Consider the following 18,864-nt stretch of genomic DNA (forward strand, 5'->3'; position numbering starts at 1 on the left):
CAGGTCCAGCTGCGCCTGCACGGCGGCATCAAGCCCGGCAGCGGGGACGACCTGGTGCACCAGGCCGATATCGCGGGCGGTGGTGGCATCAAAATGCTCGCCGGTGGCGAACCAGCGCCGCGCCTGGCGGGGGCCGATGGCGGCGATCACATACGGAGAAATGACGGCCGGCAGCAGTCCGAGACGGCTTTCAGTCAGGCCGAAGCGGACACCGTCCACGGCAATGGCGATATCGCAGCAGGCCACAAGGCCAACGCCGCCACCGAAGCTTGCGCCATGGACGCGGGCGATGGTGGGCTTGGGTAGCTCGTCGAGGGTGCGCATCAGGCGCGCCAGCGCCAGCGAGTCGGTCCGGTTTTCCTCCTGGCTGGCGCTGGCCATGGCGCGCATCCATTGCAGGTCGGCGCCGGCGGAAAACGACGCGCCGCTGCCGGTCAGCACCACCGCGCGCACCTCCGGATCGGCGCCGACGCGCTCCAGCGCGGCGGTCAGGGTGGCGATCAGCCCGGCATCGAAGGCGTTGTGCAGTTCCGGGCGGTTCAGGCACAACGTCGCCACGCCGCGCTCATGCTGCACGAGCAGGGTATCGCTCATCGGGAAATCCATAGCTGACAGGTAATCCTGCGAATCATAGCGGTGTGCCGGCGGGACGCCATGACGCGCCGCGGCGATGCTAGAATTGATAACCATTCTTATCAACTCATTCATAGGCGCCCTTCAGTGACGTTGTCAGATTTGCCACTGCATGCCTCCGCGCAAGTGGAAAGCGTGCATGACCTGCATGCCAATGATGCGATTGCCCGCCGCCTGCGCGAACTGGGCTTCGTCAATGGAGAAGAAGTCCGCATGGTCGCCCGCGGCCCGGTGGGTGGCGAGCCGCTGCTGATCCAGGTGGGTTTCACCCGTTTCGCGCTGCGCCGTTCGGAGGCAAGCCGGGTCCAGCTCAGCGGCGTCGATGCGGCCTCGCAGACCTCTGAAGAGGTGCGCGCATGAGTTCCTCGGCAGCGGTGGCACGGCTGGCGCTGGTCGGCAACCCGAACAGCGGCAAGACCGCACTGTTCAACCAGCTCACCGGCAGTCGGCAGAAGGTGGCCAACTACACCGGTGTGACCGTGGAGCGCAAGGAAGGCCGCATGCGCGGGCCGTCCGGACGTGAATACGCGGTGCTGGATCTGCCCGGCGCCTACAGCCTGCAACCGGCCAGCCTGGACGAGGCGATCACCCGGGACCTGTGTCGGGGGTTCTATCCGGGTGAGGCCGCGCCGGATGCGCTGGTATGCGTGATCGATGCGACCAATCTGCGCCTGCACCTGCGTTTTGCGCTGGAAGTGCGCGAGCTGGGCAAGCCGATGATCGTGGCGCTGAACATGGTCGATGCGGCGCGTCGACGTGGTATCGGAATCGATGTGCCGGCGCTGGAAAAGGCGCTGGGCGTGCCCGTGGTGGAGACCGTGGCGGTCAAGCACAACGGCGCGCGCGCGCTGGTGGAGCGGATCGATACGCTGGTGCCGCAGCTGGCCTCGTTGCCGCCGCCACCTACGGAAGCCGGTATGGATTACCACGCGCAGGTGCGTTCCATCCTGCTGCGGCGGTCAGCATGCCTGCGCGCACCGCCAAGGTGGACGACACCCTGGATCGCTGGCTGCTGCACCCGGTGTACGGGTTGTTGACCCTGGCCGTGGTGATGTTCCTGATCTTCCAGGCGGTCTATGCGTGGGCCGCGCCGCTGATGGACGGGATCGAGGCGTTTTTCGGCTGGCTCGGTCCTCTGGTGGCCGCTTCGCTGCCAGAGGGGCCGCTGAGCAGCCTGCTGGTGGATGGCATCATCGCCGGTGTCGGTGGTGTGGTGGTGTTCCTGCCGCAGATCCTGATCCTGTTCGCTTTCATCCTGGCGCTGGAGGAATCCGGCTATCTGCCGCGCGCGGCCTTCCTGTTGGACCGCATGATGGCGGCGGCCGGGCTGTCGGGGCGTTCGTTCATCCCGTTGCTGTCCAGCTTCGCCTGTGCGGTACCGGGCATCATGTCCACCCGCTCGATCCAGGATCCGCGTGACCGCCTGGCGACGATTCTGGTCGCGCCGCTGATGACCTGCTCGGCACGGCTGCCGGTGTACGCGCTGCTGATTGGTGCCTTCATCCCGGAAAAGACCGTGGGTGGCATCTTCAACCAGCAGGGGCTGGTGCTTTTCGCGCTGTATGTTGCCGGCATCCTCAGTGCGCTGGCGATGTCGTGGACGATGAAGAAGTTCCGCCGCGACAAGGGGGAACACCCGCTGCTGCTGGAACTGCCGTCCTACCGCGTGCCGCATCCGCGCGATCTGCTGGTCGGGCTGTACGAGCGCGGGATGATCTTCCTCAAGCGCGTCGGCGGCATCATCCTGGCGCTGACCATCCTGCTGTGGTTCCTGCTGTCGTTCCCGGGTGCGCCCGAGAACGCCACGATGCCGGCCATCGATTACAGCTTCGCCGGTCAGCTCGGCCACGCGATGGCGGTGATCTTCGCGCCACTGGGGTTCAACTGGCAGATCTGCATCGCGCTGATTCCGGGCATGGGCGCCCGTGAAGTGGCGGTGTCCTCGCTGGCGACCATCTATGCGCTTTCCGCCGCGGACGATGACGCGGCGATCCAGGCGCTGACCCCGGTGATCAGCGATGGCTGGACCCTGGCTACCGGCCTGTCGCTGATGGTGTGGTTCATCTACGCGCCGATGTGCATTTCGACCCTGGCCACCATCAAGCGCGAGACCAATTCCTGGAAGCAGATGGCCTTCGCCACGGTGTACCTGTTTGCAGCCGCCTATCTGGCGGCGCTGGTGACCTACCAGGTGGCCAAGGCGCTCGGGGCCGGCTGAGCATGGACACCGGCCTGCTGTTGCAATACCTGGTCATCGCGCTGGCGGTGCTGGTCAGCGCGTGGGTGGTGCTGAAGAAGCAGTTTCCGGGGCTGCTGCGCCAGCTGCGTGGCGCACTGGCGCTGTGGCTGGTCAAACGGCACTCGCTCCGGTTGCAGGCCTGGGGCCGGCAATTGGCACCACCGCCCTCCAGTACGTCAGGTGCCTGCGGCGGTTGCGACGGTTGCGGTCCAGGAGAGCCCAAGCAGCATTGAAAAGAAACGCCGGGCCAGCCCGGCGTTTCTTTTGCCCCATCCGTGCCCGGCCAGACCATCCTCCCTCCCGGACTGACGTGGAGGAAGGTCCGTTATCCGTGAGCGGGCGGGGCGCGGTGGTGGTTGGCGTCTGCGAGCAGGGTGCTGGGCACGCACAGTGCGGCGCTGGTGCACGCCGGGATGAATCACTGATGCACCGGTGGTGCTTGTCGGATCCGGCGCCAAGGCGTTAGTTTTCCTGCCATGAACAACACTCCGACTCGTTTGCTGATCCATGGTGCCTCCGGGCGGATGGGTCAGGCCCTGCTGCGTCTTGCGGCAGAAGATTCCCTGTTGCAGGTGGTGGCGGCCGTGGTGCGCAAGCCGCCGGCGCAACGGGTAGTGGACGGCATTCCGCATTTTGCGGCCAGTGAGCTGGCCGGGGTGCCCGCGTTCGATGTGGCCATAGATTTCAGCCTGCCGGAGGGCTTTGATCCGGTTCTGGCGTTGTGTGCGGAGCGCGGCGCAGGCTTCGTATCCGGCACCACCGGCATCAGTGAGCGGCAGCAGGCCGCGCTGACCGCTGCTGCCACCCGCATTCCGCTGGTCTGGGCGACCAATTTCAGTCTGGGCGTGGCGGTGTTGGCCGAGCTGGTCGAGCGTGCGGCATTGGCATTGCGGGATGGGATTGCGACATCGTCGAGTCCCATCATGTACACAAGAAGGATGCGCCGTCCGGTACCGCGCTGACCCTGGGGGAGGCGGCACAGCATGGGGGCGCCGATCCGCGCTATGCCAGCCTGCGCGCCGGCGACATCATCGGCGAGCATTTCGTCCAGTTCACCGGGCTGGGCGAGCGGGTGGAGCTGGTGCATCGGGCAACCAATCGCGACATTTTTGCCCGGGGCGCGCTTCATGTGGCCGGGCAGCTGGTCCGGCGTGCGCCGGGGCAGTACCGGGTACGGGATCTGGTGGCGCCGCCGGCAAACGCCTGAATGGGGCGAGCGGCACGGGCGCCAGCGGTCCAGGGTCAATCAAACATGACACGGCACCGGCGGGAGACTGGTGCTTGGGGCCCTTGCCTTTACAATTCCCGCTCGCCGAAACACGTCAGCCGGACCGGTTCCAGACCGCCGTCCGCGCTTTTTTGCAACCGGTTTTTGCCGTGGACGCAGGCGTGGCTTCGGAGTCCCCCTCGGTAGCCAAAGTGAGATTCCCGTGACCCAAGCCGCAATTCTCGTGCTCGAAGACGGCACCGTATTCGAGGGCGAATCCGTAGGCGCGCCCGGCCTGTCCGTGGGTGAGGTGGTGTTCAATACCGCCATGACCGGTTATCAGGAAATGCTGACCGATCCGTCCTATGCACGGCAGATGGTCACCCTGACATATCCGCATATCGGCAACACCGGCATGAACGACCAGGACGACGAGGCCAGCAAGGTCTGGGCCGCCGGTCTGATCGTGCGCGATGTGCCACGTCGTCCGAGCAGCTGGCGCAGCCAGGTGTCGCTGCAGGACTGGCTGCTCCAGCGCGGTGTGGTCGCCATCGCCGGGATTGATACCCGCAAGCTGACCCGCATCCTGCGTGAGCGGGGAGCACAGAATGGCGCGCTGATGGCCGGTGATATCGATGTGGAGAAGGCGCTGGAAGCCGCCCGCAAGTTCCCGGGCCTGAAGGGAATGGATCTGGCCAAGGTGGTGTCCACCGACACGCCGTACAGCTGGAGCGAAGGTCAGCTGGATCTGGACCGCAATGAATTCCAGCGCGTGGCACCGAAGTTCAAGGTGGTGGCATACGACTTCGGCGTGAAGGCCAACATCCTGCGCATGCTGGCCGAGCGTGGCTGCGAGCTCACCGTGGTGCCGGCGCAGACGCCTGCGGCCGACGTGCTGGCGATGGAGCCGGACGGCGTTTTCCTGTCCAACGGCCCGGGTGACCCCGAACCGTGCGATTACGCCATCGCGGCGATCAAGGAGTTCGTGGCCAGGAAGGTTCCGACGTTCGGCATCTGCCTGGGCCACCAGCTGCTGGGTCTGGCCTGTGGTGCCAAGACCATGAAGATGGGCCACGGCCACCACGGCGCGAACCATCCGGTGCAGGATCTGGACAGCGGCAGGGTGATGATCACCTCGCAGAACCACGGCTTTGCCATCGATGAGAGCGTGCTGCCGGCCAATGTCCGTGTCACCCACCGCTCGCTGTTCGACCAGACCATCCAGGGCATCGCATTGACCGATGCGCCGGCGTTCTCCTTCCAGGGCCACCCGGAAGCCTCGCCAGGTCCGCAGGACGTCGCCCCGCTGTTCGACCGTTTCATCACCCTGATGGGTGAGGCCAAGTAATCGCATTGCCGGACCGGTCCGCCGTTCCGGCAATGCCGTAACGGCAGACGCGGCAATCCAGCGCACACGTTCACTCACTGCGGTCACACGCAGCCCCCAATTCGAGTACTGAAATGCCAAAGCGCACCGACCTAAAAACCATCCTGATCATCGGCGCGGCCCGATCGTCATCGGCCAGGCCTGCGAGTTCGACTACTCCGGCGCGCAGGCGTGCAAGGCGCTGCGCGACGAGGGCTACCGCGTGGTGCTGGTCAACTCGAACCCGGCCACGATCATGACCGACCCGGAGATGGCTGACGCCGTCTACATCGAGCCGATCAACTGGCAGACCGTCGAGAAGATCATCGAGAAGGAGCGCCCCGATGCGCTGCTGCCGACCATGGGCGGACAGACCGCGCTGAACTGCGCGCTGGATTTGGCCGACCACGGCGTGCTGGAGAAGTACAACGTCGAGCTGATCGGCGCCAAGCGCGAAGCCATCCGCATGGCCGAGGACCGCGAACTGTTCCGCGTGGCGATGGGCGAGATCGGACTGGAATGCCCGAAGGCCGCGGTCGCCCACACGCTGGAGGAGGCGCTGGAGATCCAGGCCACGGTCGGCTATCCGACCATCATCCGCCCGTCCTTCACCCTGGGCGGCAGCGGTGGCGGTATCGCCTACAACCGCGAAGAGCTGATCGAGATCGTCGGCCGGGGTCTGGAGCTGTCGCCGACCAGTGAAGTGCTGGTGGAAGAGTCGGTGCTGGGCTGGAAGGAATTCGAGATGGAGGTGGTGCGCGACACCGCCGACAACTGCATCATCGTCTGCTCGATCGAGAACCTCGATCCGATGGGCGTGCACACCGGTGACTCGATCACCGTGGCCCCGGCACAGACCCTGACCGACAAGGAATACCAGCGCCTGCGCGATGCCTCCATCGCGGTGCTGCGCAAGATCGGCGTGGATACCGGCGGCTCCAACGTGCAGTTCGGCATCAGCCCGACTACCGGCCGCGTGGTGGTGATCGAGATGAACCCGCGCGTGTCGCGCTCCTCGGCACTGGCTTCCAAGGCCACCGGCTTCCCGATCGCCAAGGTCGCGGCCAAGCTGGCGGTGGGTTACACCCTGGATGAATTGAAGAACGAGATCACCGGCGGCCTGACCCCGGCCTCGTTCGAGCCATCCATCGACTATGTCGTCACCAAGATTCCGCGTTTTGCGTTTGAAAAGTTCCCGGCCGCCGACGCGCGCCTGACCACCCAGATGAAGTCGGTGGGCGAGGTGATGGCGATGGGCCGCACCTTCAAGGAATCGCTGCAGAAGGCCCTGCGCGGCCTGGAAACCGGCAAGATCGGCCTGGACCCGACCGGCCTGGATCTGGGCAACGCAGAGGACATCACCACGCTCAAGCGTGAGCTCAAGGCTCCGGGCCCGGAACGCCTGTTCTTTGTCGGCGACGCGTTCCGTGCCGGCTTCAGCGTCGAAGAAGTGTTCGCGTTGTCCTATATCGATCCCTGGTTCCTGGACCAGATCGAGGAGATCATCGCCGACGAAAAGCAGGTGCATGCCGAAGGTATCGATGCGCTCGACGCTGCGCGTCTGCGCAAGCTCAAGCGCGCCGGTTTCTCCGATGCGCGTCTGGCCGAGCTGACCGGTACCAACGAGGCGGCGATCCGTGCGCTGCGCCGTGCCCACAAGGTGCGCCCGGTGTACAAGCGCGTGGACTCCTGTGCGGCCGAGTTCGCCACCAGCACCGCGTACCTGTATTCGACCTATGAGGACGAGTGCGAAGCGGCGCCGAGCAACCGCGACAAGATCATGATCCTGGGCGGTGGTCCGAACCGTATCGGCCAGGGCATCGAGTTCGACTACTGCTGCGTGCATGCCGCACTCGCCCTGCGCGAGGACGGTTATGAAACCATCATGGTCAACTGCAACCCGGAAACCGTCTCCACCGACTACGACACCTCCGACCGTCTGTACTTCGAGCCGCTGACGCTGGAAGACGTGCTGGAAATCGTCGAGCTGGAACAGCCCAAGGGCGTGATCGTGCAGTACGGCGGGCAGACCCCGCTGAAGCTGGCGCGTGCGCTGGAAGCCAATGGCGTGCCGGTGATCGGCACCTCGCCGGATTCCATCGATCTGGCCGAAGACCGTGAGCGCTTCCAGCAGCTGGTCGACAAGCTGGGGCTGAAGCAGCCGCCGAACCGCATTGCCCGCAATGCAGAAGATGCGCTGGTGCTGGCGCGCGAGATCGGCTATCCGCTGGTGGTGCGTCCCAGCTACGTGCTGGGCGGCCGGGCGATGGAAATCGTCTATGGCGAATCGGACCTGGCGCGCTATGTCCGCGACGCGGTGAAGGTCTCCAATGACTCGCCCGTGTTGCTGGACCACTTCCTTGATGCGGCGGTGGAAGCCGATGTGGACATCATCTGCGACAGGGGCGGCAACGTCCTGATCGGCGGCGTGATGGAGCACATCGAAGAAGCGGGCGTGCACTCCGGTGACTCGTCCTGCTCGCTGCCGCCGTACTCGCTGTCGGCGCAAACCCAGGCCGAACTGCGTCGCCAGGTCACCGAGCTGGCCAAGGCGCTGAAGGTCGTGGGCCTGATGAACACCCAGTTTGCGATCCAGACCGACGCCGACGGCAACGATGTGATCTACCTGCTGGAGGTCAATCCGCGTGCCTCGCGCACCGTGCCATTCGTGTCCAAGGCCACCGGCATGCCGCTGGCCAAGATCGCCGCCCGCTGCATGGCCGGCAAGACGCTGGTCGAGCAGGGCGCGATCAAGGAAATCGTGCCGGACTACTATTCGGTCAAGGAAGCCATTTTCCCGTTTGCCAAGTTCCAGGGCGTGGATCCGATCCTCGGGCCGGAAATGCGCTCGACCGGTGAAGTCATGGGTGTCGGCCGCAGCTTCAGCGCCGCCTTCGCGCGTGCGCAGGAAGCGGGCAGCATCAAGACCCCGCCGGTCGGCAAGGTGTTCATCTCGGTACGGGATGCCGACAAGCCGCGCGTGATGCCGGCGGTGCAGGGCCTGGTCGAGCGTGGCTACACGCTGGTCGCCACCCGCGGTACCGCGGCATGGCTGCAGCAGCAGGGCTATACCTGCGAGGTGGTCAACAAGGTGGTGGAAGGCCGTCCGCACATCGTGGACAGCATCAAGAACGGCGAGATCGTCTATATCGTCAACACCACCGAAGGCCGCGCGGCGATCACCGACTCGTTCTCGATCCGTCGCGAGGCGCTGCAGCATCGTGTCACGTATTCGACGACGGTTGCCGGTGCCAAGGCGCTGGTGCAATCACTGGAATTCCGCGGTACCGGCCCGGTGTGGTCGCTGCAGGAACTGCACAAGGAGTTGGAAGCATGAGAGCCCCGATCACCCTGAAAGGCGCGCAGCGTCTTCGCGATGAGCTCGATCATCTCAAGTCGGAGAAGCGCCCCAAGGTCATCGCCGCCATTGCCGAAGCCCGTGAGCACGGCGACCTGAAGGAGAATGCCGAGTATCACGCCGCGCGCGAGGAACAGAGCTTCATCGAAGGCCGCATCAAGCTGCTGGAAGGTGAGCTGTCGCACGCCGAAGTCATCGACATCACCAAGCTCAATGCGGGCTCCAAGGTGGTGTTCGGGGCGACGGTGACGCTGGCTGACGTGGAAACCGACGAGGAGAAGCGTTACCAGATCGTGGGCGACCTGGAGGCGGACATCAAACGGGGTCTGATCGCCATTTCCTCGCCGGTGGCGCGGGCAATGATCGGCAAGAACGAAGGCGATTCGATCGTCATCGACGCGCCGGCAGGTCAGCGCGAGTACGAAATCGTCAACGTCGAATACCTCGACTGACGATGGCCAAAGCCACGTTGCTGCTGCCTGCGCGCAGCCGTTTCCCGGCCGGTACGCTGCCGGCACAGGTGGCTGCGGCATTGGGCCGTGCCGAGCGTTCGCCCGGCGCGGCCGGTGAGCTGGCACAACTGCGCCGGCATTTCAGTGCAATCCCGGTGGAGTGGTCGGCAGCGGCGCTGACCCGGGAGGTCGATGCGGGCGATGCTGCCGGTGGTTTCTGGTTGCGCGCCGATCCGGCCAATGTCGTGCCGGATATGCACGGCGCGCGGATGATGGCGGTGGCCGAGACGCTGCGACTGGAACAAGGCGACGTGGATGCTTTGCTGCCCGCGCTGCAGCCGTTGTTTGCCGGATTCGGTTTCCAGCTGGATGCGCCGTCGGCGTCACGCTGGTATCTGCGTCTGCCCGAGGACACGCCATTGCCCGCATTCGCCGCCCCCGAGGCGGTGCTGGGGGATGATCTGTTCGCGCACCTGCCCGACGGCGATCTTGGCCGGCGCTGGCGTGCCTTGCTGACCGAAGCGCAGGTGGTGCTGCACCAGCATCCGTGGAATGAAGCGCGGATCGCGCAGGGCAAACGGGCGGTCAACTCGCTGTGGTTCTGGGGCCCGGGGCGATTGCCCGATTCGGTGCGTACGTCGCACGCGCAGGTGCGCAGTCGCGACGCGTTGTTGCAGGGGCTGGCCAAGCCGCCGGGGTGCGGCTTGGCGGCGAGCAGGCGGTGGATGCCTTGGTGGATCTGCGCCAGCTGCGCTCCCTGGAGCAGCTGGTCCGTGATGCGATCACTCCCTTGCTGGATGCGATGAAGCGCGGTGAGCTGGGCGAGCTGCTGCTGGACTTTGAGGATGGCGTCCGCTATCGCCTGACACGAGGACAGCGCTGGCACTTCTGGAAGAGGCCGGTCGCGACGCTGGCCGATGAGTGATGTGTTGAAGATCGTCCGGCGTGATCCGGCCCAGGCCGGGCACTGGGGTGACGGCACTCTGCCGCTGTTGCAGCGGCTCTATTCCGCGCGTGGCGCACTGTCTGCCGAGCAGGCGCAGCCGCGTCTGGCCCAGCTGCACGCGCCGGACCTGCTGGGCGGCATGCACAAGGCGGTCGAGTTGCTGGCTGCCGCCATCAGTGGCGACAGGCGCATTCTGGTTGTCGGCGATTTTGATTGTGACGGCGCGACTGCCTGTGCGGTCGGTGTGCGCGGGTTGCGCATGCTCGGTGCGCGCGACGTGGTGCACGCCGTGCCCAATCGCATGCTGCACGGTTACGGGTTGTCGCCATCGCTGGTTGAGGAGCTCGTCGCGCTCAAGCCAGATCTGCTGGTGACCGTCGATCACGGTATCGCCTGTCATGCGGGTGTCCGTGCGGCCAAGGCGCTGGGCTGGCAGGTGCTGGTCACTGACCACCATCTGCCGGGCGAGCAGCTGCCGCCTGCCGATGCCATCGTCGATCCGAACGTGGACGGTGATGCATTCCCGAGCAAGGCATTGGCGGGGGTGGGCGTGATTTTCTATGTGTTGATGGCGCTGCGGCGGCATCTGCGCGAGGCCGGTGCGTTCAAGGCCCAGCCCGAACCGGATCTGTTGACCTTGCTGGATCTGGTCGCGGTGGGTACCGTCGCGGACCTGGTGGTGCTCGATGACAACAATCGTGCCCTGGTTGCCGCTGGCCTGCGTCGCTGCGCGCCGGCAAGGGAAGTGTCGGCCTGCGTGCACTGATCGACGCCAGTGGCCGGGATCCGCGGCGGCTGACCGCCAGCGACATCGGCTACGCCCTGGGGCCGCGCCTGAATGCGGCCGGCCGTCTGGAAGACATGGCACTTGGCATCGAGCTGTTGCTCACCGAAGACCCGGCGCAGGCGCGACAGATCGCCGCGATGCTGGAAGAGATCAATGCCGAGCGGCGCGCGGTGCAGCAGTTGATGACCGACGATGCCGAGCGTGCAGTGTCCAGGGCCCTGCTCGCGGACGATGGTCAGCGGCCGGTTGCGGCGTGCCTGTTCGATGCCGAGTGGCATCCGGGCGTGGTGGGGCTGGTCGCCTCGAAGATGAAAGACCGGCTGCACCGGCCGGTGATCGCTTTTGCGCCGGCCGAACCGGGGAGCGATGCCCTGCGGGGATCGGCGCGCTCGATCAGCGGCTTCCATATCCGCGATGCGCTGGCAGCGATCAATGCCCGTCATCCCGGCTTGATGGACAAGTTTGGCGGCCACGCCATGGCGGCAGGATTGAGTTTGCCGCTGGCCCATCTGGAGCCCTTCAAGCGCGCCTTCGCGCAGCAGGTGCAAACCACGCTGGACCCGGCCTTGCTGCAACAGCAGCTGCTCAGTGATGGCGAGCTGTCAACCGCGGAGCTGGATTTCGCCCATGCCGAAGCGCTGCGACTGGCGGGTCCCTGGGGGCAGGGCTTTCCTGAGCCCTTGTTTGATGGTGTGTTCGAGGTGCTGGAGTGGCGCGTGCTGAAGGAGCGCCATCTGAAGCTGGTACTGCGCCAGCCGGGTAGCCCGGTACGTCTGAACGCGATCCAGTTCGGCGGTTGGGCCGGCAATGCGCCAAGCCAGCATCTGCATGTCGCCTATCGCCTGGCAAGTGATGACTACCGTGGGGGTCAGGCCATCCAGTTGATGGTCGAGCACGCCCAGCCGGCATGAGTGCCGTGCGTCCCGGCAGGAGCGGAAAAGAAGCCGGCATTGCGCCGGCTTCTGTGTGAACCGCCCGGCCGCGTTACTTGCGCCGTACCAGCAGCCGGTATCCGCCGCTGGCGCGGGAGTCGAAGCTGTGGGCCAGCAGTACATAGCGGCCAGCATCCAGCTCGATCTCCAGTGACGGATCAAGACTGGTGTCGCTGTCATCCTGCTGCGCGACCTCCTCGCCGTCGCGCATCAGGGTGATCAGGCCATCCAGGCCTGAAGTGCCGGTCATGCTGATCACGTACGTGCCCTTGCGCGGAATTTCCAGTGTGTACAGGTCGCGGTTGCCCGGACGCAGCTGCCCCTGGGTTTCGCGGCCGATCGCCAGCTGGGGACGGATCGGACCGTCCGGTGCCGGCGCGGTGGAAGAGGCAAGCTGGAAAATGCCGCCGCGACCGTTCACCGAGCGCACCGAGACGGTGTACTCGCCCGGATCCAGCACCTGCGACAGGCGCGAGTTCACGCCGCCGCCGCCGTCATCGTCGCTCAGGGTGATGTCGCCCCCCTGCACGGTCAGCACGGTGTCCAGCTCGCGGCTGCTGGCATCGAATTGCACGCGGCGGCGATCGGCAAGGTTGAAAGTGAAGCTGCGGGTTTCGTCGGCACTGACGAAACCGCTGGCCATGCCGTCGACCGGCAACGCCGAGCCGTCGGCGAATACCAGCCCTTCGGGGAAGTCGGCCCGTTCCACACCCAGATAGAGCGCGCCGGAGGCCTGCGAGAAGCCGCTGGCGGTCACCGTGTAGCGGCCCGGCTGCAGGGGGGCCACCAGGCGGGAGTTGAGCTGGTTGCCGCCGTCGTCATCTTCCAGGTTGACGCCATTGCCACTCAGTTCCATGCGGCTGTCGAACTCGCTGGATTCCAGGTCCAGGGTGTACAGCCCGGCCTGGTCGACTTCCAGGGTGTAGGTCTTGCTGCCGTTCTCCAGCCAGTCGGTGATGCGACGGCCGGCGGTCAACGGCTTGCCGTCATAGGCTACGATCGGTTTGGCCGATAGCTGGAAGGGACCGAACGCGCGCGAGTCGGCGCCACTGACGGCCACCAGATAGGGGCCGGCCTTGTCGGCGCGCACGCTCAGCGCTGCATTGCCGCGGTCGTCGGATTCGGAGCGCGCCACCAGCACATCACGGTGGAACACCGACAGTGCACCGTTGAGAGCGCCCTGCAGCTTCAGCGAAACCGCTTGGCCGGCGCCCAGCTGCAGCGAAAACAGCTGGCTGCGGGTGCCATCGCTGTAGTTGATCGGACTGGTGGAAGTGATCTCGCCAGACACATCGCCCTTGCTGGCGAGCGGACGGGCGGAGGGGGCCGCGTGGACGGGGGAGCTCATGGCGGTGGCAATGGCCAGAGACAGCAATCCTGCTGCAAATCGCTTCACTTGGACTTCCTTATGGAGAACGTTGGGGAAACGGCGGTGTTCCAGCGGCATCGCCCAGGAGCCCTGGCGGCGCCGGAAATTTTTGACGTGGGGCGGCGACCACCAGCCGGCAGCAGCGCCGGCGGGTCATTGAATCCTCAGTCCACTTCTACTGCGGCAGCAGCATCAGCGGCGGCTGCTGCAGCCTCGGTGGCGGCATCCTTGCGGTTGCTGTTGGCCGGAGTGGTCACATCAGACCCCAAGTCGGTGGTTTCCAGTTCGAAAACACCTTGCTGGTTGCCGAAGCCGGTGACCGCGACGGTGTAGCGACCCGGGCCCAGCGGCAGCGACAGACGGGCATTGGTGCCGTTGCCGCCGTCGTCGTCCTCGGCGTCCACGCCCGGGCCGGTGACATGCAGTACCGAGTCGAAGCCATCGGCGATCGCATCGAACTGGATGTGCCTGGCGCTGTCCAGATTCAGAATGAAGGTGCGGCGGCCGCGCGAATCCATCATCGACTGCGCGGTCTGGCCGACAGTCAGCGCGGTGCCGTCACGTGTGATCAGGCCCTGGTCGGTGGCCGTCATCGCCACGCCGAGCTTGAACGAGCCGGTGCTTCCGTTCAGCGAGGAGGCGGCGATGGTGTAGTCGCCCGGCTCCAGATAGGCGCGGATGCGGGCATTGAGCTGGCCGCCGTTGTCGTCATCCTCCACTTCCACATTGCGGCCGTTCAGACGCAGATAGGAGTCGAACGCGCTGGACTCCATGGTGACGGTGTACAGCCCGGCCTTGGCAACCGTGAGTTTGTATTCCTGCTTGTCGGTGCCGACCAGCCAGTCGGTGATGCGGCTGTCGGCGCCCAGCGGTTTGCCGTCATAGGGCACGACCGTGGCGGTCTTGAGCTTGAACGGACCGAAGCTGCTGGAACTGGCACTGTTGACGGCGATCAGATAGGTGCCGTCCTTGGGCGCGCGGAAGGCCAGGCCGACCGCGCCGGCGGAGTCGTCACCTTCACCTTCGTAGCTGGCGGAGGCGCTGGCGATCATGTTCTGCCCGTCGAACACCGCCAGCTGGCCATTGAGTGCGCCGCCCAGTTCCAGCGCTACCGCCTCACCGTTTTTCAGGGTCATCCTGTAGCCCTGGTGCCGGCTGCCGTCGTTGTAATTCAAACGGCTGGAGGAAGTGATTTCACCGGAGGTCGCATCGCCTACCGCCAGGGTGGGGGCGCTGTCGGCAGCGGCGCCGATACCGAGTTTTTGACATGCGGCCAGAGCCAGCGTCAGGGCGATGGCGGCAAAAATACGGGTGGGGCGGGTTTTCAAGCTGGAGTCCTTGATCATGCAGGCGGTGTCCGTTTCCCGCCGTTGGCGGGTCCATTCATGAATTCTAACGGCACCGCGTGCCGGATCCACGCACCGCGTGAAACGGCGGGCGTGTCCGGCGCTGGCGAGGCCCCGCCGATGGTAGAATTCCCGCCTTGTCTGCCTGTTTGATAGACCGACCCATGATCGAACTGAATCCCATCCGCCAGCGAATCACCGATCTGACCGATCGCGTGGTCTCGCTCAGGGGGTATCTTTGACTACGACGTCAAGAAAGAGCGTCTTGAAGAAGTAACCCGCGAACTGGAAAACCCCGACATCTGGAACAATCCCGAGTACGCCCAGACCCTGGGCCGGGAGCGTTCGATGCTGGACAAGACCGTCAGCGGCATCGCCGCGGTGCTCGATGGCATGACCGATGCCACCGAGTTGCTGGAGCTTGCGGAAAGCGAGCAGGACGAGGACACCGCGCTGTCGGTGGTCGCTGACCTGGACAAGCATCAGGCCCACATCGAGAAGCTGGAGTTCCAGCGCATGTTCTCCGGGCAGATGGACAGCTGCAACGCGTTCGTCGACATCCAGGCGGGCGCGGGCGGTACCGAAGCCCAGGACTGGGCGGAAATCATGCTGCGCATGTACCTGCGCTGGTGCGAGTCGCGCGGTTGGAAGACCGAGCTGATGGAAGTGTCCGGCGGCGACGTGGCTGGCATCAAATCGGCCACGTTCCGGGTCGAAGGCGAGTTCGCCTACGGCTGGTTGAAGACCGAGATCGGCGTGCACCGGCTGGTGCGCAAGTCGCCGTTCGATTCGGACAACCGCCGGCACACCAGTTTCACCTCGGTGTTCGTGTCGCCCGAAGTCGATGACAACATCGAAATCGACATCAACCCCGCCGATCTGCGTACCGACGTGTATCGCTCTTCCGGCGCGGGTGGCCAGCACGTCAACAAGACCGAGTCGGCGGTGCGTATCACCCACATCCCGACCAATACGGTGGTCGCCTGCCAGACCGGTCGCAGCCAGCACCAGAACCGCGACACCGCGATGAAGATGCTGGCCGCCAAGCTCTATGAGCTGGAAGTGCAGAAGCGCAACAGCGAGCGTGACGCACTGGAAGCGACCAAGTCCGACATTGGCTGGGGCAGCCAGATCCGCAATTACGTGCTCGACCAGAGCCGTATCAAGGATCTGCGTACCGGTATCGAGCGGACCGACACCCAGAAGGTGCTGGATGGCGACCTGGATGAGTTCATCGAGGCCAGTCTGAAGTCCGGCCTGGAAGCGGGCGCCAAACGCAACGACGCGTAATCCGGAGTGGCCCGGCATGGGCCCTCCATCGCTGTACAGTGCGGCGACACCCTCTGGTCGTCGCACTTTGTTCTCTCCCCCAAGTGAATACCAAAGCCATGAACGAACAGACTCCGGTAACGCCGCAGCCTCCCGTCGACGAGAACAGCCTCATCGCCGAGCGTCGCGCGAAACTCAAGGCGCTGCGCGGGCAGGGCATCGCGTACCCGAATGATTTCCGCCGCGAGGATTTCGCCGGCGCGCTGCAGGCCGAGTTTGCCGACGCCGAGACCTGGACCTCCGAGGCGCTGGAAGCCTCCGGTCGCACGGTGAAGATGGCCGGTCGCCTGATGGCCAAGCGGGTGATGGGCAAGGCCAGCTTTGCCCAGATCCAGGACGAGAGCGGCCGCATCCAGTTGTTCCTGCAGTCCACCGCGCTGGGCGATGCCTACGCCGCCTTCAAGGGCTGGGACGTGGGCGACATCATTGCCGTGGAAGGTGGCCTGACCCGTACCAAGACCGGCGAGTTGTCGGTCAAGGCCAATAGCATCCGCCTGCTGACAAAATCGCTGCGTCCGTTGCCGGACAAGTGGCATGGCCTGGCCGACGTGGAGCAGCGCTACCGTCAGCGCTACGTGGACCTGATCGTGACCCCGGAGTCGCGCGAGGTCTTCATCAAGCGCTCCAAGATCATCCGTGCGATGCGTGCCTGGCTGGACAGCCGCGACTTCCTGGAAGTCGAGACGCCGATGATGCATTACATCCCCGGCGGCGCCACGGCCAAGCCGTTCACCACCCATCACAACGCGCTGGATCTGGACCTGTACCTGCGTGTGGCGCCGGAGCTGTACCTGAAGCGGCTGGTCGTTGGTGGCCTGGAGCGCGTGTACGAAATCAACCGCAACTTCCGCAACGAAGGCGTCAGCACCCGCCACAACCCGGAATTCACCATGATGGAGCTGTACGAGCCTACGCCACGTACAACGAAGTGATGGACTTGACCGAAGGGGTGATCCGCGATGTCGCTCAGCAGGTGCTGGGCACCACCATCGTGGAGTGGGACGGAGCGAGCATCGATCTGGGCGCGCCGTTCCGTCGTTGGCGCATGGATGAGGCAGTGCGTCACCACAATCCGGAAATCAGCCTGGCCGATTGCACCGACCATGCGGCACTGCTGCGTCATTGCGAACGCCTCAAGCTCAAGGTCAAGCCGTCATATGGCTGGGGTCGGCTGTTGCTGGAGATCTTCGAGGCGACCGTCGAGCACACCCTGGTCCAACCCACCTTCATCACCGATCATCCGATCGAAGTCTCGCCGCTGGCCCGCGCCAGCGACACCCGCCCCGGCTATACCGACCGCTTCGAGTTGTTCATCAATGGCAAGGAGCTGGCCAACGGCTTCTCCGAATTGAACGATCCCGAGGACCAGGCGGCGCGTTTCCAGGCGCAGGTGGAGGCGAAGGAGGGGGGTGACGACGAGGCCATGCATTACGACTCGGACTATATCCGTGCGCTGGAGTACGGCATGGCGCCGACCGGCGGCCTGGGGATCGGTATCGACCGACTGGTGATGCTGCTGACCGGCCGCAGCTCCATCCGCGACGTGTTGCTGTTCCCCTACATGCGCCCGGAAAACTGAGGCATTCCGCGGCAGGCATGGCGCCTGTCCATGGATATGGTCTAGTGTGACGGCCAGCGATAGCCGCTGGCCGTGCCGCTGGTGCGTATCTGTGATGTGGCATGTTGCACAGTGCGCGGGCCCGGTCGAATATGTTGCAGCGATCAGGCCGCACAGGGGCAGCGCGAAAATGGCGTGTGACATGCAGCAGGTAGCCCGCGATGCTTGCGAGGCTGCTCAACTTCCAGATCACAGCAGTTTCACCGGACACTACAACCACATGGGCTTGGATATCGTCATCGTCGATGACCAGACGTCTGCGCGGACCATGCTTCGGCATGTGATTGAGGACATCGCATCCGAACTGCGGGTGCATGATTTTGCAGACCCGCTCAAAGCGCTGGCCTGGTGTGACACCCATGAGGCCGACCTGTTGCTGCTGGACTACCGCATGCCGGAGCTGGATGGCCTGGAGTTCGCCCGGCGCTTGCGGCGGCTCCCGCACAATCGCGATATACCCATCGTTTTGATTACGGTGGTGGGTGATGAGCCGCTGCGCCAGGCGGCGCTGGAGGCCGGGGTTATCGATTTTCTGGTCAAGCCGATCCGCCCCCGTGAACTGAGGGCGCGTTGCCACAACCTCCTGCAGCTGCGCCAGCAAGGGCAGAGCGTGAAGCAGCGGGCGCTGTCGCTGGAGCAGCGGTTGCTGGCCAGCATGAACGAGGTCGAAGAGCGCGAGCGCGAAACCCTGTCGCGGCTGGCTCGGGCCATCGAATATCGCGATGCCGGTACCAGCGCCTATCTGGAGCGGATGTCGCATGTTGCCGGGCTGATCGCCGAGCAGCTCGGGCTGCCGCCCGAAGAAGCACGCGCCATCGAGATGGCGGCGCCGTTGCATGACATGGGCAAGATCGCCATTCCCGATGCCATCCTGCTCAAGGCCGGCAAGTTGGACGAGGCCGAAATGGCGGTCATGCGACGTCATCCCCGCATCGGCTACGAGCTGCTCAGTGGCAGCAACAGCCGCTTCATCCAGCTGGGAGCCACGATCGCGCTGCGTCACCACGAGCGTTTTGATGGCAGCGGCTATCCTGATGGCCTGGTCGGTGAGGCGATTCCTCTGGAAGCGCGGATCGTGGCGGTGGCCGACGTGTTCGATGCACTGATCTCGCCGCGGCCATACAAGGAGGCGTGGACGATGGATGCAACTCTTGCGTATCTGTACGCCCAGCGTGGGCGTCTGTTCTGCCCGCGCTGTGTCGATGCGTTGCTGCGTGCGCGCGAAGAGCTGGAACAGGTCTGCGCGCAGTATTCGTCCGCGTTCCCGAGACCGGAAGCCTGA

Annotated in this window: 9 protein-coding genes and 6 pseudogenes; 12 read left to right on the forward strand and 3 right to left on the reverse strand. The window is 65.1% G+C overall.

The features are described from left to right. Nucleotides 1-594 (reverse strand): enoyl-CoA hydratase-related protein (locus JCM9942_RS00005; RefSeq protein WP_054656755.1); only part of this gene is annotated, 594 nt, incomplete at its 3' end. Between the two features lie 126 nt (nt 595-720). Between JCM9942_RS00005 and JCM9942_RS00010 the strand changes: the two genes are divergently transcribed. From JCM9942_RS00010 to recJ, 9 genes and pseudogenes are all read left to right on the forward strand, one after another. Then, complete coding sequence (locus JCM9942_RS00010; protein WP_054656730.1) at nt 721-993, forward strand: FeoA family protein; 273 nt, start codon at nt 721-723, stop codon at nt 991-993. Continuing rightward, nucleotides 990-2,851: pseudogene (gene feoB / locus JCM9942_RS00015) on the forward strand (ferrous iron transport protein B). Before JCM9942_RS00010 ends, feoB begins: the two are co-directional and overlap by 4 nt. Nucleotides 2,852-2,853: 2 nt before the next feature. Then, nucleotides 2,854-3,105, forward strand: coding sequence for a DUF6587 family protein (locus tag JCM9942_RS00020; RefSeq protein WP_054656731.1), 252 nt, complete (start codon nt 2,854-2,856; stop codon nt 3,103-3,105). Nucleotides 3,106-3,348: 243 nt separating this feature from the next. After that, a pseudogene (gene dapB / locus JCM9942_RS00025) lies at nt 3,349-4,079 on the forward strand (4-hydroxy-tetrahydrodipicolinate reductase). A gap of 223 nt (nt 4,080-4,302) precedes the next feature. Beyond that, the gene (gene carA, locus JCM9942_RS00030) at nt 4,303-5,427 is read left to right on the forward strand and encodes a glutamine-hydrolyzing carbamoyl-phosphate synthase small subunit (RefSeq protein WP_054656732.1); all 1,125 of its coding nucleotides are present in this window, start codon (nt 4,303-4,305) and stop codon (nt 5,425-5,427) included. Between the two features lie 113 nt (nt 5,428-5,540). Continuing rightward, nucleotides 5,541-8,782 (forward strand): annotated as a pseudogene (gene carB, locus JCM9942_RS00035) (carbamoyl-phosphate synthase large subunit). Further along, the gene (gene greA / locus JCM9942_RS00040; RefSeq protein ID WP_054656733.1) at nt 8,779-9,255 is read left to right on the forward strand and encodes a transcription elongation factor GreA; all 477 of its coding nucleotides are present in this window, start codon (nt 8,779-8,781) and stop codon (nt 9,253-9,255) included. The pseudogene carB and the gene greA overlap by 4 nt, the downstream one beginning before the upstream one ends. 2 nt (nt 9,256-9,257) lie before the next feature. Further along, nucleotides 9,258-10,180, forward strand: a pseudogene (locus JCM9942_RS00045) (phosphoglycerate mutase). Continuing rightward, nucleotides 10,173-11,899: pseudogene (gene recJ, locus JCM9942_RS00050) on the forward strand (single-stranded-DNA-specific exonuclease RecJ). Before JCM9942_RS00045 ends, recJ begins: the two co-directional pseudogenes overlap by 8 nt. A gap of 73 nt (nt 11,900-11,972) precedes the next feature. On the opposite strand, the gene JCM9942_RS00055 reads toward recJ, so the two are convergent. Further along, nucleotides 11,973-13,268 carry a hypothetical protein gene (locus tag JCM9942_RS00055; protein ID WP_157722722.1) on the reverse strand — a complete coding sequence of 432 codons (1,296 nt, stop codon included), beginning with the start codon at nt 13,266-13,268 and terminating at the stop codon, nt 11,973-11,975. Between the two features lie 185 nt (nt 13,269-13,453). Then, entirely contained in the window at nt 13,454-14,617 is a 1,164-nt protein-coding gene (locus tag JCM9942_RS00060) for an ABC transporter substrate-binding protein (protein ID WP_172675012.1), read from the reverse strand. Between the two features lie 182 nt (nt 14,618-14,799). On the opposite strand from JCM9942_RS00060, the gene prfB reads away from it, so the two are divergent. From prfB to rpfG, 3 genes and pseudogenes are all read left to right on the forward strand, one after another. Continuing rightward, nucleotides 14,800-15,925 (forward strand): peptide chain release factor 2 gene (prfB, locus tag JCM9942_RS00065; protein ID WP_096144979.1). Its coding sequence is split into 2 segments (ribosomal slippage): nt 14,800-14,874 and nt 14,876-15,925, totalling 1,125 coding nucleotides; the frame shifts between segments, so codons are not numbered across the junction. A gap of 98 nt (nt 15,926-16,023) precedes the next feature. Further along, nucleotides 16,024-17,543, forward strand: a pseudogene (gene lysS, locus JCM9942_RS00070) (lysine--tRNA ligase). Nucleotides 17,544-17,802: 259 nt separating this feature from the next. Beyond that, complete coding sequence (rpfG, locus tag JCM9942_RS00075; protein ID WP_425478280.1) at nt 17,803-18,864, forward strand: cyclic di-GMP phosphodiesterase response regulator RpfG; 1,062 nt, start codon at nt 17,803-17,805, stop codon at nt 18,862-18,864.

The sequence above is a fragment of the Stenotrophomonas pictorum JCM 9942 genome, assembly GCF_001310775.1.
Taxonomy (GTDB): domain Bacteria; phylum Pseudomonadota; class Gammaproteobacteria; order Xanthomonadales; family Xanthomonadaceae; genus Stenotrophomonas; species Stenotrophomonas pictorum.